The 13,637-nt window shown below is 70.8% G+C and carries 13 protein-coding genes and 1 riboswitch; of the genes, 10 read left to right on the top strand and 3 right to left on the bottom strand.

The features are described from left to right. The first annotated feature begins 126 nt into the window (after window positions 1-126). Complete coding sequence (locus AY578_RS08800) at window positions 127-1,413, top strand: L,D-transpeptidase (protein ID WP_215048371.1); 1,287 nt, start codon at window positions 127-129, stop codon at window positions 1,411-1,413. Between the two features lie 74 nt (window positions 1,414-1,487). Here the strand turns inward: AY578_RS08800 and AY578_RS08795 are convergent, their stop codons facing one another. Continuing rightward, entirely contained in the window at window positions 1,488-1,889 is a 402-nt protein-coding gene (locus tag AY578_RS08795) for a response regulator (protein ID WP_019522011.1), read from the bottom strand. Between the two features lie 217 nt (window positions 1,890-2,106). Here AY578_RS08795 and ctaE point away from each other — a divergent pair, with 217 nt between their 5' ends. The 6 genes from ctaE to AY578_RS08765 all read left to right on the top strand — a co-directional run bounded on the left by ctaE (window position 2,107) and on the right by AY578_RS08765 (window position 9,267). Continuing rightward, complete coding sequence (gene ctaE, locus AY578_RS08790; protein WP_026243391.1) at window positions 2,107-2,718, top strand: aa3-type cytochrome oxidase subunit III; 612 nt, start codon at window positions 2,107-2,109, stop codon at window positions 2,716-2,718. Between the two features lie 81 nt (window positions 2,719-2,799). Beyond that, complete coding sequence (gene qcrC, locus AY578_RS08785) at window positions 2,800-3,612, top strand: cytochrome bc1 complex diheme cytochrome c subunit (protein WP_028960800.1); 813 nt, start codon at window positions 2,800-2,802, stop codon at window positions 3,610-3,612. Next, window positions 3,609-4,667 carry a cytochrome bc1 complex Rieske iron-sulfur subunit gene (qcrA, locus tag AY578_RS08780; RefSeq protein WP_026243390.1) on the top strand — a complete coding sequence of 353 codons (1,059 nt, stop codon included), beginning with the start codon at window positions 3,609-3,611 and terminating at the stop codon, window positions 4,665-4,667. The genes qcrC and qcrA overlap by 4 nt, the downstream gene beginning before the upstream one ends. Next, complete coding sequence (gene qcrB, locus AY578_RS08775) at window positions 4,664-6,301, top strand: cytochrome bc1 complex cytochrome b subunit (protein ID WP_019522007.1); 1,638 nt, start codon at window positions 4,664-4,666, stop codon at window positions 6,299-6,301. Before qcrA ends, qcrB begins: the two co-directional genes overlap by 4 nt. Window positions 6,302-6,449: 148 nt before the next feature. Further along, window positions 6,450-7,514, top strand: a complete 1,065-nt coding sequence (gene trpD, locus AY578_RS08770; protein ID WP_019522006.1) for an anthranilate phosphoribosyltransferase — start codon at window positions 6,450-6,452, stop codon at window positions 7,512-7,514. A 72-nt stretch (window positions 7,515-7,586) separates the two neighbouring features. Next, window positions 7,587-7,703: riboswitch (SAM riboswitch) on the top strand. A gap of 175 nt (window positions 7,704-7,878) precedes the next feature. Then, entirely contained in the window at window positions 7,879-9,267 is a 1,389-nt protein-coding gene (locus AY578_RS08765; protein ID WP_028960799.1) for an aminotransferase class V-fold PLP-dependent enzyme, read from the top strand. Between the two features lie 94 nt (window positions 9,268-9,361). On the opposite strand, the gene AY578_RS08760 is transcribed toward AY578_RS08765, so the two are convergent. Beyond that, window positions 9,362-9,643, bottom strand: a complete 282-nt coding sequence (locus AY578_RS08760; protein WP_019522004.1) for an Lrp/AsnC family transcriptional regulator — start codon at window positions 9,641-9,643, stop codon at window positions 9,362-9,364. Next, entirely contained in the window at window positions 9,640-10,377 is a 738-nt protein-coding gene (locus tag AY578_RS08755) for a rhomboid family intramembrane serine protease (protein WP_258902232.1), read from the bottom strand. Before AY578_RS08755 ends, AY578_RS08760 begins: the two co-directional genes overlap by 4 nt. A 155-nt stretch (window positions 10,378-10,532) precedes the next feature. Between AY578_RS08755 and AY578_RS08750 the strand changes: the two genes are divergently transcribed. From AY578_RS08750 to AY578_RS08740, 3 genes are all read left to right on the top strand, one after another. Continuing rightward, window positions 10,533-10,772, top strand: coding sequence for a hypothetical protein (locus AY578_RS08750; protein ID WP_019522002.1), 240 nt, complete (start codon window positions 10,533-10,535; stop codon window positions 10,770-10,772). A gap of 67 nt (window positions 10,773-10,839) precedes the next feature. Then, window positions 10,840-12,183, top strand: coding sequence for an NYN domain-containing protein (locus AY578_RS08745; protein WP_019522001.1), 1,344 nt, complete (start codon window positions 10,840-10,842; stop codon window positions 12,181-12,183). Window positions 12,184-12,415: 232 nt separating this feature from the next. Continuing rightward, complete coding sequence (locus AY578_RS08740; RefSeq protein WP_028960797.1) at window positions 12,416-13,456, top strand: C40 family peptidase; 1,041 nt, start codon at window positions 12,416-12,418, stop codon at window positions 13,454-13,456. Window positions 13,457-13,637 lie beyond the last annotated feature (181 nt).

The following is a 13,637-nucleotide window of genomic DNA, read 5'->3' as shown; positions in this document are numbered from 1 at the left end:
CCGCGAGGCACCCGGGAGCCCGGACACTCCGTCAGGAGGGTCCGGGCTCCCGCTTCTGCCGCATCCGCCTCACCCGTTCGGGCCGCCCGGTGAGCCGGGGGCCGCCCGGCTCCCTAACGTGAGGCCATGAGAGACACAGAGTCCCCCCGCACCGGCCCGGGCGCCCCGCGGGCCCGCCTCGCCGGCTGCGCGCTGCTGGTGGCGGCCCTCGGCGCGGGCGTCACCGGCTGCTCCTCAGACGGCAGCCCGCTGTCCGCCGAGCCGTACGACGCGGCGGACCAGATCTCCTTCAGCGGTTCCCTCGACGAGGGCAAGCCCGCCGACCCCGACAAGCCCCTCGAGATCACCGCAGAGGACTCCGACGGGCGCATCACCGACGTCGTCGTCGTGGACGCCTCCGGACGGCACCTGGCGGGTGAACTGGCCGCCGACGGCAGCCGCTGGCACAGCACCACCGCGCTGGCCGCCTCCGCCGAGTACACGGTCCGGGTGAGCACCGAGGACGAGGACGGCAGACCCGGCCGCAAGGTCCTCACCTTCACCACCGGCAAACCCGGCGCCGCCAAGCGACTGGGCGTCACCTTCGGCCCCGAGGCGGGCACGTACGGCGTCGGACAGCCGCTCGTCGCGGAGCTGAGCGAACCGGTCAAGGACCCCGCGCAGCGGGCTGTCGTGGAACGCGGCCTGAAGGTCGACTCCACGCCGTCCGTCAGCGGCGCCTGGTACTGGGTCGACGACAAGAAGCTGCACTTCAGGCCCAAGGAGTACTGGCCGGCCAACGCCACCGTCCGGGTGCGCAGCAACCTGGAGGGCATCAAGGTCGGCGACCGGCTGCGCGGCGACGCGGCCAAACCGCTCACCATCCGCACCGGCGACCGCGTGATAGCCGTCACGGACGCCGCCGCCCACCAGCTGACGGTCTACAAGAACGGCGAGGAGATCAAGCAGATCCCCGTCACCACCGGCAAGCCCGGCTTCGAGACCCGCAACGGCGTCAAGGTGGTGCTCGCCAAGGAACGCTTCGTACGCATGCGCAGCACCACCGTCGGCATCGCCGAGGGCTCCTCCGAGTCCTACGACCTGGATGTGCACTTCGCCACCCGGGTCACCTGGAGCGGCGAGTACGTGCACGCCGCCCCCTGGTCGGTCGGCTCGCAGGGCTACGCCAATGTCAGCCACGGCTGCGTCGGGATGAGCACCGCCAACGCCGAGTGGTTCTTCGACACCTTCCGCCCGGGCGACCTGGTGGAGGTCGTGAACTCGGAGGGCGACACCATGGAGCCGTTCGGCAACGGCTTCGGCGACTGGAACGTGACCTGGGACAAGTGGCGTGAGGGCAGCGCCCTCACGGGCAGCGGGAAGACCCCCGACACCGCACAGCAGGCGGCACGGCTGCGGCCCGCGGCCGTATGAAACACGCAGGGCCGCCGCGACCGCCCACGGGCGGACCGGCGGCCCCGTCGGCCGCGCGGGCCCGCGCGGAGGCCTCAGGCGCCCGCCAGCGCCTTCCGGCGCAGCAGCGAAGCCAGGGCGTCCGCGAACTCCACCGGCTCCACCGGGAGCGTCACCGCGGCCTCCGCGCGGCTCCAGGTCGCCAGCCAGGCGTCCTGCGGGCGCCCCATCAGCAGCAGCACCGGCGGGGCGTTGAAGACCTCGTCCTTGATCTGCCGGCACAGCCCCATGCCGCCCATGGGCACGGCCTCGCCGTCCAGCACGCACACGTCGATGCCGCCCCGGTCCAGCTCCGTGAGCACGGCCGCCGGCGTCGCGCACTCGACGAACTCCACGAGGGGCACGTCCGGTGCCGGCCGCCGCCCGGTGGCGAGCCGCACCTGCTCCCGGGTGTTGGCGTCGTCGCTGTAGACCAGCACCGTGGCGGTCGCCTGCATTGTTCCTCCACGCGTAAGAGAGAGAGGGCACGGCTCTGTCGGGAACTTCGGGTACCGATGGCGCGGATGCTACCCCCTCGGACCGCCCGTCAACACCGGTTCGGACACGGCTTCGAAAGGGGCTCCCATGGGCCATACGGGCAGTCCAGGAGGGGCGAACACACCGAACGGCACCCCCGGGAGTGAGGGCGGGATAAGCGACCGACATAATGTCGGCGTGGCGACAGCAACGACAGTAGACACCGGGCACGCGCACCCGTCGGTCAACCGACCGAACCTCACCAGCGTCGGAACCATCATCTGGCTGAGTTCCGAGCTGATGTTCTTCGCGGCCCTCTTCGCGATGTACTTCACCCTGCGATCGGTGACCGGACCCGACTTCTGGTCGGAGAAGGCCGACCTGCTGAACTTCCCGTTCTCGGCGACGAACACCACGATCCTGGTGCTCTCCTCGCTCACCTGCCAGCTCGGCGTCTTCGCCGCCGAGCGCGGTGACGTGAAGAAGCTCCGGGGCTGGTTCATCGTCACCTTCATCATGGGCGCGGTGTTCATCGGCGGCCAGGTCTTCGAGTACACCGAGCTGGTCAAGCACGAGGGACTGTCCCTCTCCTCCGACCCGTACGGCTCGGCCTTCTACCTGACCACCGGCTTCCACGGCCTGCACGTGACGGGCGGCCTGATCGCCTTCCTGCTGGTCCTGGGCCGGACCTACGCGGCCCGGAGGTTCACCCACGAGCAGGCGACCGCGGCCATCGTCGTGTCCTACTACTGGCACTTCGTCGATGTCGTCTGGATCGGCCTCTTCGCCACGATCTACATGATCAAGTAGGCGGGCCCTCATCCGCGCGCGCTGACCGCAGCGCACCCAACAGAAGCATCGACGCAGAAGATCCTGACACCGGGGTAATCCGTGAAAAAGCTCTCCGCACGACGACGCCATCCGCTGGCGGCGCTCGTCGTCCTACTCCTCGCGCTGGCATGCACCGGGGGGCTGTACGCCGTGTTCGCACCCGCGGACAAGGCGCAGGCCGACGAAACCGCCCAGTCCCTCACCATCGAGGAGGGCAAGAAGCTTTACACCGTCGGCTGCGCGAGCTGCCACGGCACCGGCGGTCAGGGCACGTCCGACGGCCCGAGCCTGGTGGGCGTGGGCGCCGCGGCGGTCGACTTCCAGGTGAGCACCGGCCGTATGCCGGCCGCCACCTCGCAGGGCGCGCAGGTCCCGCGGAAGAAGAACATCTACTCCCAGGCCGAGATCGACCAGCTGGCGGCGTACATCGCCTCCCTGGGCGCCGGCCCGGCCGTCCCGACCGAGGAGCAGTACGGCCCCGAGGGCGCCGACGCGGCCAAGGGCGGCGAGCTGTTCCGCAACAACTGCGCGCAGTGCCACAACTTCACCGGCAAGGGCGGTGCGCTCACGCACGGCAAGTACGCCCCGAGCCTGGAGGGCGTCGCGCCCAAGCACATCTACGAGGCCATGCTCACCGGCCCGCAGAACATGCCCTCCTTCCCCGACACCACGCTGTCGGAGCAGAACAAGAAGGACGTCATCGCGTACCTGAACGCGGTCAACGGCGATGAGACCGAGAGCCCCGGCGGCCTGTCGCTGGGCGGCCTCGGCCCCGTTTCCGAGGGTCTGTTCGCCTGGGTCTTCGGACTCGGCGCGCTGATCGCGGTCGCCGTCTGGGTCGCCGCTCGGACCGCAAAGGCCAAGAAGTCATGAGTAGCCAAGACATTCCCGAAGAGAACCTGCCCGCAGCGCAGGACACCAGCCAGGGCGCGGTGAAGCTCGCGGACGAGCAGAACCCGTTCGCAGACCCGGGCCTCCCGCCCCACGAGCCGCGGGTGCAGGACATCGACGAGCGGGCCGCCAAGCGGTCCGAGCGTGTGGTCGCCCTGCTGTTCACGGTGTCGATGCTGGCCACCGTCGGCTTCATCGCCTCGTACGTGACCATCCCGGTCGACAAGTCGGTCTTCATCTGGCCGATCGGTCACATCAGCGCGCTGAACTTCGCGCTGGGCATGACGCTCGGCCTCGCCCTGTTCTGCATCGGCGCCGGCGCGGTCCACTGGGCCCGCACGCTGATGTCGGACCATGAGCTGGCCGACGAGCGTCACCCGATCGAGGCCGCTCCCGAGACCCGCGCGAAGGTCATGGACGACTTCCGCCAGGGCGCCAAGGAGTCGGCGCTCGGCCGCCGGAAGCTGATCCGCAACACCATGTTCGGCGCGCTGGCCCTGTTCCCGCTCTCCGGCGTGGTCCTGCTGCGTGACCTCGGCCCGCTGCCCGGCACGAAGCTGCGCCACACCCTGTGGTCCAAGGGCAAGCTGCTCGTCAACATGAACACCAACGAGCCGCTGCGTCCGTCGGACCTGGTCGTGGGTTCGCTGACCTTCGCCAAGCCCGAGGGCCTGGAGGAGCACGACCACGAGTTCCAGACGGAGATCGCCAAGGCCGCCCTGATGCTGGTCCGCATCCAGCCGGACGACATCAAGGACAAGCGTTCGCTGGAGTGGTCGCACGAGGGCATCCTGGCCTACTCGAAGATCTGCACCCACGTCGGTTGCCCGATCTCCCTGTACGAGCAGCAGACGCACCACGCCCTGTGCCCCTGCCACCAGTCCACCTTCGACCTCTCCGACGGTGCCAAGGTGATCTTCGGTCCCGCCGGTCACCCGCTGCCGCAGCTGCGCATCGGCGTGAACGACGAGGGTTACCTCGAGGCGCTCGGCGACTTCGACGAGCCCGTCGGCCCTGCTTTCTGGGAGCGCGGATGAGTACTACGACGAGCACCGAATCCCGCGCACGCGGGAAGGCGCCGGCCGGCGAGCGGGTCGCCGACTGGGCCGACGGCCGGCTGGGGATCTACTCCCTGGCCAAGGCCAACATGCGCAAGATCTTCCCCGACCACTGGTCGTTCATGCTGGGCGAGGTCTGCCTCTACAGCTTCCTCATCATCATCCTCACGGGTGTGTACCTGACCCTGTTCTTCCACCCGTCGATGAACGAGGTGGAGTACCACGGCAGCTACATCCCGCTGCAGGGCCAGCTGATGAGTGAGGCCTACAAGTCGACGCTGGACATCAGCTTCGACGTCCGCGGCGGTCTGCTCATCCGGCAGATCCACCACTGGGCGGCCCTGGTCTTCCTGGCCGGCATGTTCGTGCACATGATGCGCGTGTTCTTCACCGGCGCGTTCCGCAAGCCGCGTGAGATCAACTGGCTGTTCGGCTTCCTGCTGTTCGTCCTCGGCATGTTCACCGGTTTCACCGGCTACTCGCTCCCGGACGACCTGCTCTCCGGCACCGGTATCCGCTTCATGGAGGGCGCGATCCTGTCCGTGCCGATCGTCGGCACGTACATCTCGTTCTTCCTCTTCGGCGGCGAGTTCCCCGGCGACGACTTCGTGGCCCGGTTCTTCTCGATCCACGTCCTGCTGCTGCCGGGCATCATGCTCGGCCTCGTGGTGGCGCACCTGATCCTGGTCTTCTACCACAAGCACACGCAGTTCGCGGGCCCCGGCAAGACCAACAAGAACGTGGTCGGCATGCCGCTGCTGCCGGTGTACATGGCCAAGGCCGGAGGCTTCTTCTTCCTGGTCTTCGGTGTGCTCGCGGCCGTCTCGGCGATCGCCACGATCAACCCGATCTGGGCGCTCGGCCCGTACCGCCCGGACATGGTGTCCACCGGCGCCCAGCCGGACTGGTACATGGGCTTCTCCGAGGGCCTGATCCGTGTCATGCCGGGCTGGGAGATCAACTTCCTGGGTCACACGCTCGTCCTGGGCGTGTTCATCCCGCTGATGATCTTCCCGCTGGTCCTGGTCGCCATCGCGGTGTACCCGTTCATCGAGTCCTGGGTCACCGGCGACAAGCGCGAGCACCACATCCTGGACCGCCCGCGCAACGCCCCGACGCGCACCGCGTTCGGCGTCGCCTGGATCACGCTGTACTTCGTGCTCCTCGTCGGCGGCGGCAACGACATCTGGGCCACGCACTTCCACCTGTCGATCAACGCCATCACCTGGTTCGTCCGGGTCGCGTTCTTCGTCGCCCCGGTGGTGGCGTTCGTCGTCACCAAGCGGATCTGCCTCGGCCTGCAGCGCCGGGACAAGGAGAAGGTGCTGCACGGCCGCGAGTCGGGCATCATCAAGCGCCTGCCGCACGGTGAGTTCATCGAGGTCCACGAGCCGCTCAGCCAGGAGCAGCTGTACACCCTCACCGCGCACGAGCAGCCCAAGCCGCTCGAGCTCGGCCCGGAGGTCGACGAGAACGGCGTCCGGCGCAAGGTGAAGGCCACCGAGAAGCTGCGCGCGAAGCTCAGCAAGGGGTTCTACGGCGAGGAGTCGCAGATCCCGAAGCCGACCGTCGAGGAGTACAAGGAGATCACGAGCGGCCACGGCCACCACTGATCCCCGAGGCTCCACACGTCGCCACACGACAGCGAAGGGCCCCCGTCCGTTCTGCGGACGGGGGCCCTTCGCCGTGTCCCGGGCTGGATAGGGTGGGTGCGGGACCTTTCCGGTCCCCGACGACCCGTTACGACCGTCAGGAGCGACCATGAGCGCTGTGACCCCCGCTGGAGGCGACACCGCGGCGGGCCGCTCCTGGCCCGCCCTGCTGAACACCCTGCTCGACGGCCGCGACCTGACCGCCGACGAGGCCGCCTGGGCGATGGACCTGATCATGCGCGGCGAGGCGACCGACGCGCAGATCGCCGGGTTCGCGGTGTCCCTGCGGGCCAAGGGCGAGACCGTCGACGAGATCACCGGCTGCGTACGGGCGCTCTACGACCACGCCAACGTCATCGAGGTGCCCGGCGCCACCGTCGACATCGTCGGCACCGGCGGCGACGGCGCCAAGACGGTCAACATCTCCACCATGTCCTCGATCGTCGTCGCCGGCACCGGCGCGAAGGTCGTCAAGCACGGCAACCGCGCCGCGTCCTCCGCATCCGGCGCCTCCGACGTGCTGGAGAAGCTGGGCGTCAACCTCGAACTCACCCCGCGCCGGGTCGCCGAGGTCGCCGAGGAGGCCGGCATCACCTTCTGCTTCGCGGTGAAGTTCCACCCGGCGCTGCGCCATGTGGCCGCCGCCCGCGGCCAGCTCGGCGTCCGCACCGTGTTCAACTTCCTCGGCCCGCTCGCCAACCCGGCGAAGGTGAAGGCGCAGGCGGTCGGCGTCGCCGACGCCCGGATGGCGCCCATCATGGCCGGGGTGTTCGCCGGACGCGGCCACTCCTCCCTGGTGTTCCGCGGCGACGACGGCCTGGACGAGCTGACCACCACCGGCACCTCCCGGGTGTGGGTGGTCCGCGACGGCAAGGTCACCGAGGAGACCTTCGACCCGCGTGACGTCGGCGTCGAGCTGGTCCCGGTGGAGGCGCTGCGCGGCGCCGACGCCTCCTACAACGCCGAGGTCGCCCGCCGCCTCCTCGACGGCGAACGCGGCCCCGTACGGGACGCGGTGCTGCTGAACTCCGCGGCGGCGCTGGTGGCCCTGGAGCCCGGCAGCGGCACGCTCACCGAGCAGATCCGCGCCGGTATGGAGAAGGCCGCCGAGTCCATCGACTCCGGCGCCGCCAGGCGCGTCCTCGACCGCTGGGTCGCCGCCACCAACGCGTAGACGCGGTACGGCCGTCCCGCCATCCGGATACGGGTTGCGGGACGGCCGTCACCTCACGTACGTTCCCTCTCAGGTCATGAGTGACAGCCATCAGGCCCCGGCCGGCTGTCCGGCAACCCTCCGTCCGTGGCGGGGTGCCCCGGGTGAAGACCAGGCCGTGAGCAGCAGGGCTCACGGCAAGCGCGGACCCCTCGCACACCAGGGGTCCTGGTCGTCGAGGAGTTCTCTGTGAGCAAGCGAATGAGTTAGGGCTCCGAGCCCCGCTTCCGCATCCCCTTTTCACTTTCACCTCCGCGCTGGAGCGCGCGCCGTTGTCGGGCCGCCCGCTCGCGCGAGGAATCCCCCTGCCTACGGGAGTTCCGTCATGCCTGCTGCTGCCGCCACCGTCGCCGAAACCTCCACCGTCGCCGCCGAGCCGTCCGTCTGCGCCCCGCTGCCCGTCCTCGGCCGGGACGTCGCCGTCCCTCTCGTCACCGGCGGCGAGGTCACCTACGCCGCCCTCGACTACGCCGCCAGCGCCCCCGCCCTCCAGCGCGTCTGGGACGACGTGGCCGCCTACGCGCCCTACTACGGCAGCGTCCACCGCGGCGCCGGCTACCTCTCCCAGCTCTCCACCGACCTGTTCGAGAACGCCCGCCGGACCGTCGCCGAGTTCCTCGACTGCCGCGCCGACGACCAGTTGGTGTTCACCCGCTCCACCACCGACTCCCTCAACCTGCTCGCCGCCGCCCTCCCCGACGGCTGCGAGGTCTTCGTGTTCGAGACCGAGCACCACGCGGCGCTGCTGCCGTGGCGGCGAGCGGGCCGGGTGACGTTCCTCGACGCCCCCGACAGCCCCGCGCAGGCCGTGGAGACCCTGGAGCGCGCCCTCGCCGACCGCGACCCCCACGGCCCGGCCCTGGTCTGCGTCACCGGCGCCTCCAACGTCACCGGCGAGCTGTGGCCGGTCCGCGAACTCGCCGCCGCCGCGCACGCGCACGGCGCCCGCATCGTCCTCGACGCGGCCCAGCTCGCCCCGCACCGCGCGGTGTCCGTGCGGGACCTCGGCGTCGACTGGGTCGCCTTCTCCGGGCACAAGCTGTACGCGCCCTTCGGCTCCGGCGTCCTGGCCGGCCGCGCCGACTGGCTCCGCGCGGCCGAGCCGTACCTCGCCGGCGGCGGCGCCAGCCGTACGGTCGCCCGGCGCGAGGACGGGGGAGTGGACGTCCAGTGGCACGAGACCGCCGCCCGCCACGAGGCCGGCTCGCCCAACGTCATCGGCGCCTACGCCATCGCCTCCGCCTGCAAGGCGCTCACCGAGGCGGGGTTCGACGCGCTGGCCGAGCGGGAGGACGTGCTGGTGCGCGCGGTGCGGGAGGGGCTGGCGGACGTGCCGGAAGTGCGCTTCCTGTCCCTGTTCGGCGATGACGCGCCCCGGGTCGGGGTGCTGTCCTTCGTGGTCGACGGCTGGAACAGCTCCCACTTCGCGGCGGCGCTGTCCGCCGAGTACGGCATCGGCGTCCGGGACGGGCTGTTCTGCGCGCACCCGCTGGTGCGGAGGCTGCTGGGCGGCGACACGGGCGGCGCGGGGGAGTGCGGGGCGCCGGAGGCGGGGGCGCTGAACGCGATCCGTGTGAGTCTCGGCGCCGGGACGCCGGAAGAGCATGTCGCACGGTTCGTGCGGGCGGTGCGGGAGCTGGTGCGGGACGGAGCGCGGTGGACGTACCGGACGGTGGACGGGCGGTGCGTGCCGGACCCGTCCGGGCGGGCGTGACCTCGTCCGAGGGCCACGTCCTCGAACGCCGGACGGGCTGAATCAGCCCCTCCGGCATTCGAGGAGCGGGGTCCGGGGCGGAGCCCCGGGACGGTCAGTTGTCCAGCCCGATGGCGAAGGCCGCCTCGAGATCGTGCTGCGAGTAGGTCCGGAACGCCACATGCGTGTCCGTGCCCTCGACACCAGGGATCTTGCTGATCCTGCCGGGGATCACCTCGGCGAGATCCTCGTGCTCCCGCACCCGCACCATCGCGATCAGGTCGTACGTGCCGGTGACGGAGAAGACCTCGCTGACGCTGTCCAGCGCGGCGATCTGTTCCGCGATCTCGGGGATCCGGTCCACGCTGGTCTTGATGAGGACGATCGCGGTGATCACGGCTGGTTCTCTCCCTCGGGGGCCGGAGCAGGGGCGGACTTCACTGTAGTCGCCCCGCCGCGCCACACCCATGCGCAGCCGAAGCCCAGCGCGAACCCGACCAGGTGCGCCAGGTACGCCACCCCCGGCCCGCCCTCCGCGGAGCGCCCGGCCGCCGCCCACTGCAGCGCCGCCCAGAACGGCAGCACCGCCCACGCCGGCAGCCGTACCGGCAGGAAGAAGGCGAACGGCAGGAGACTGGTGACCCGCCCGCGGGGGAACAGGAACAGGAAGGCTCCGAGCAGCGCCGAGATCGCCCCCGAGGCACCGACCAGGGACCGCTCGGAGCCGGTGTTGGCGGCCGCGTACCCCAGCAGGGCGAGGTAGCCGCAGCCGGCGTAGCAGAGGGTGAACCGCACCCGGCCCAGCCGTGCCTCGGTCATCGGCCCGAAGACGTGGAGGAACAGCATGTTGCCCAGCAGATGCACCCAGCTTCCGTGCACGAAGAGCGCCGTGGCGGGCGTGAGGGCGGCCGCGGGGGACCCGTCGAACAGGTCTGCGGGGATCACGCCCCAGCGGCGGAAGTAGTCACGCTGCGCGGCGAGCAGCTCGTCCCCGGAACCGTGCCCCGGGTGCAGCTCCGAGGCCGGCCCGATCAGGAAGACCAGGCAGCACAGCACGATCAGGGTGCGGGTGACCGGGGCGGGCGTGGTCCTCAGCGCCCCGGCCGCCGACGCGGTCCAGTTGCGGATCATGGGTACAGAGCATGACGTAACCGGACGCACCCGCGCGAATCGCCTCGCCGCCGTGGACGGGCGGGCGGCGCGGGCCCGGCAGGCCGTAGGGTTACGAGCCACACGCACCGGCCGCCCGGTGCGTCAAGGACACTGGAGAAAGGCGAACAGCCACGATGACGGTTCCCCTGCCGACGGACTCGACGCGGTGGCGCTGCACCCTCTGCGGCAACCTCACCCGCTTCGACGTCACCCGCTCGTCGAAGGTCGTCGAGTACGTGCACCTCGATCTGGCCGGAGAGCCCAAGGTCGAGGAGCGCGAGGTGCTCGATGAGACGATCGAGTCGGTGCGGTGCCGCTGGTGCAACGCCGTGGACCAGGTGGAACTCGTGGACAGGCCGGGCGCCGGCTCCTGACAAGGGGCGGGCCCCGCTGACGGCGACCCCGCGGACGGGGCCGCACACAGGCATTGGGGTGTGACGGATGGTGGAGACCACGGGCGGGGGGCCGCAGGACGGCGCCGCCGAGGTGCTCGACCGTCCGCTGCCCGACGGGGTGCGCCGCAGGGTCGTCCAGATCGTCGCGGACGGCTTCGGCGGGCTCACCGTCGCCGAGCTTCCCGCGCAGCTGCGGCAGTACGCCCGGTTCACCCCGACCCGCCGCGCCAAGTTCGCCGGGAACGCGATGGCCGCGGCGCTGGAGACCGATCCGCTGTTCCGGCAGCGGATCGGGGAGAAGCTCAGAGAGGCCGAGCCGGAACTGACCGGCGCCCTGGACTCCGGCTCCCCGCCCCCGGCCGCGGACCCGCTCGATGTGGCGGCCGCGGCCTACGTGCTCCGCCCGCCGGGCTGGGTCAAGCTGGTCACCGCCGCCGGCGAGGAGGCGCAGCGCGCCGACGCCGAGCGCGCCGACGAGGAGACCCGCGCCGAGCTGGAGCGGCTGCGCGCCGAACTGGACCGCGCCCGCGAGCACACCCGCTCCGAGACCGAGCGGCTGCGCGCCGAGCTGGACGCGGCGAAGAAGGAGACCGACTCCCTGCACCGCAAGCTGCGGTCCGCCCTCGCCGACGTCAAGCGCGGCGAGGCCGCCCTGCGCAAGCTGCGCGGCGAGATGGACGCGGTGCGCGCCGAGAGCCAGGCCCAGGTGTCCGCCGCCGAGAGCGAGTCCCGGCGCCTCAAGGCCCGGCTCGGGGAGACCGAGGCCGCCCTGGAGGCCGCCCGCCGTGCCGCCCGTGAAGGCCGCAGCGTCGAGGACATGCGTGTGCGGCTGCTGCTCGACACCGTCCTCGACGCCGCCCAGGGGCTGCGGCGCGAACTGGCGCTGCCTCCCGTCTCCGTGCGGCCCGCGGAGACCGTGGACGCCGTCGAGCCGGGCCGGATGACCCCCAAGGACATCGCCGCCCGCGCGCTGTCCGAGGACGACCCGGCCGTCCTCGACCAGCTCCTCGCCCTGCCGCAGGCGCATCTGGTGGTCGACGGCTACAACGTCACCAAGACCGGCTATCCGCAGATGCCGCTGGAGAAGCAGCGGCTGCGGCTGCTCGGCCAGCTCGCGCAGCTCGCCGCCCAGACCGGCGCCGAGGTCACCTGCGTCTTCGACGGGGCCGAACTGGCCGCGCCGGTGCTGCTGGCGCCGCCGCGCGGGGTGCGGGTGCTGTTCTCCAAGCCGGGCGTCACCGCCGACGAGCTGATCCGCCAGCTCGTGCGCGCCGAGCCGCCGGGGCGGCCCGTCATCGTCGCCTCCACCGACCGTGAGGTCGCCGACGGGGTCGCACGCGCCGGCGCGCGCCCCGTCGCGTCCGCCGTGCTCCTCAAAAGGCTTTCTTAGTATCTGAGCACTTCCGTCCCTCGTGTAACGTACAGGCTCAATGCCTGAATTGACGGAACCCTCACGCAACGTAGCGTCAGGACGGCGTCACTGCAGGTGAGTTGTCACGTAATAAACGCGCTGTAGCGGAGATTTTGTGCCCGGGGATTTGAACTGATCACAAGAGAATCACTAGGGTCTGCCTTCGAACCCTCGCTCGCGCGATCACTCTCCCGAGAAGGAGCTCGTCTCCGTGGCGTCCCACCGTCGTCCCAAGCAGCCGAGCCGCGCACGCGTGACCGTGCTCACCACCGCTGCCGCTGCTGCCGTCGTCATGAGCTCGCAGGCCGCCAACGCGGCCCCCAGCGAGAAGCCGAGCAAGGACGAGGTCAAGGCCAAGGTCGACAAGCTCTACGAGCAGGCGGAGCAGGCCACCGAGAAGTACAACGGGGCCAAGGAGAAGCAGGAGAAGCTCCAGAAGGAGATCTCCACCATCCAGGACAACGTCGCCAAGGGGCAGCAGGAGCTCAACGACCTGCGCGACGGCCTCGGTTCGATGGCCAGCGCCCAGTACCGCAGCGGCGGCATCGACCCCTCCGTCCAGCTCTTCCTCTCTGCCGACCCGGACGACTACCTCGACAAGGCGTCCACCCTGGACCAGTTGAGCGCCCAGCAGGTCGACTCGCTGAAGAAGATCCAGGAGAAGCAGCGCGAACTGGCCCAGCAGCGCGCCGAGGCCGCCGAGAAGCTCAAGGACCTCTCCTCGACCCGGGCCGAGCTCGGCAAGAAGAAGAAGGAGGTCCAGGCCAAGCTGGCCTCCGCGCAGAAGCTGCTCAACACCCTCACCGCCGAGGAGAAGGCGAAGCTCGCCGAGGAGCAGAACCGCGCCACCCGCGACAGCATGCGTGACGCCCTCTCGGGCAACGTCCCGGCCGGCTCCGGCCGCGCCGCCGCCGCCTTCGCCGCCGCGCAGAGCAAGCTCGGCACCCCGTACGTCTACGGCGCCACCGGCCCGTCCTCCTTCGACTGCTCGGGCCTGACCTCCTGGGCGTACGCGCAGGCCGGCGTCGGCATCCCGCGTACCTCCGAGGCCCAGACCGGCGCCGGCACCAAGATCTACTCGGTGGACCAGCTCAAGGTCGGCGACCTGGTGTTCTTCTTCAACGACCTGCACCACGTGGGCCTCTACGCGGGCAACGGCCAGATCATCCACGCCCCCCGCACCGGCACCGTCGTGCGCTACGAGTCGATGAACACCATCGGCGGCCCCTTCATGTTCGGCGTCCGCGTCTGACCCACCGGGGTCCGCCCTGCCGGACATCGCCCCCGGGTGCCCCCGTTCGGGGGATTCCCGGAGGCCCCGCACCACCCCCACGCCCCGCCGCGACCCAGGTCAACGGCGGGGCGTCACCGTGTGTGCCGCCCTGGCCGTGGCTCCGCGGGCCGCCCCGACGGCTACTGTCTGCCGCGTTTCC

Source organism: Streptomyces thermocarboxydus (genome assembly GCF_024760485.1).
In the GTDB taxonomy this organism is placed as follows: domain Bacteria; phylum Actinomycetota; class Actinomycetes; order Streptomycetales; family Streptomycetaceae; genus Streptomyces; species Streptomyces cellulosae.
This window is presented reverse-complemented; position numbering and strand designations above follow the sequence as displayed.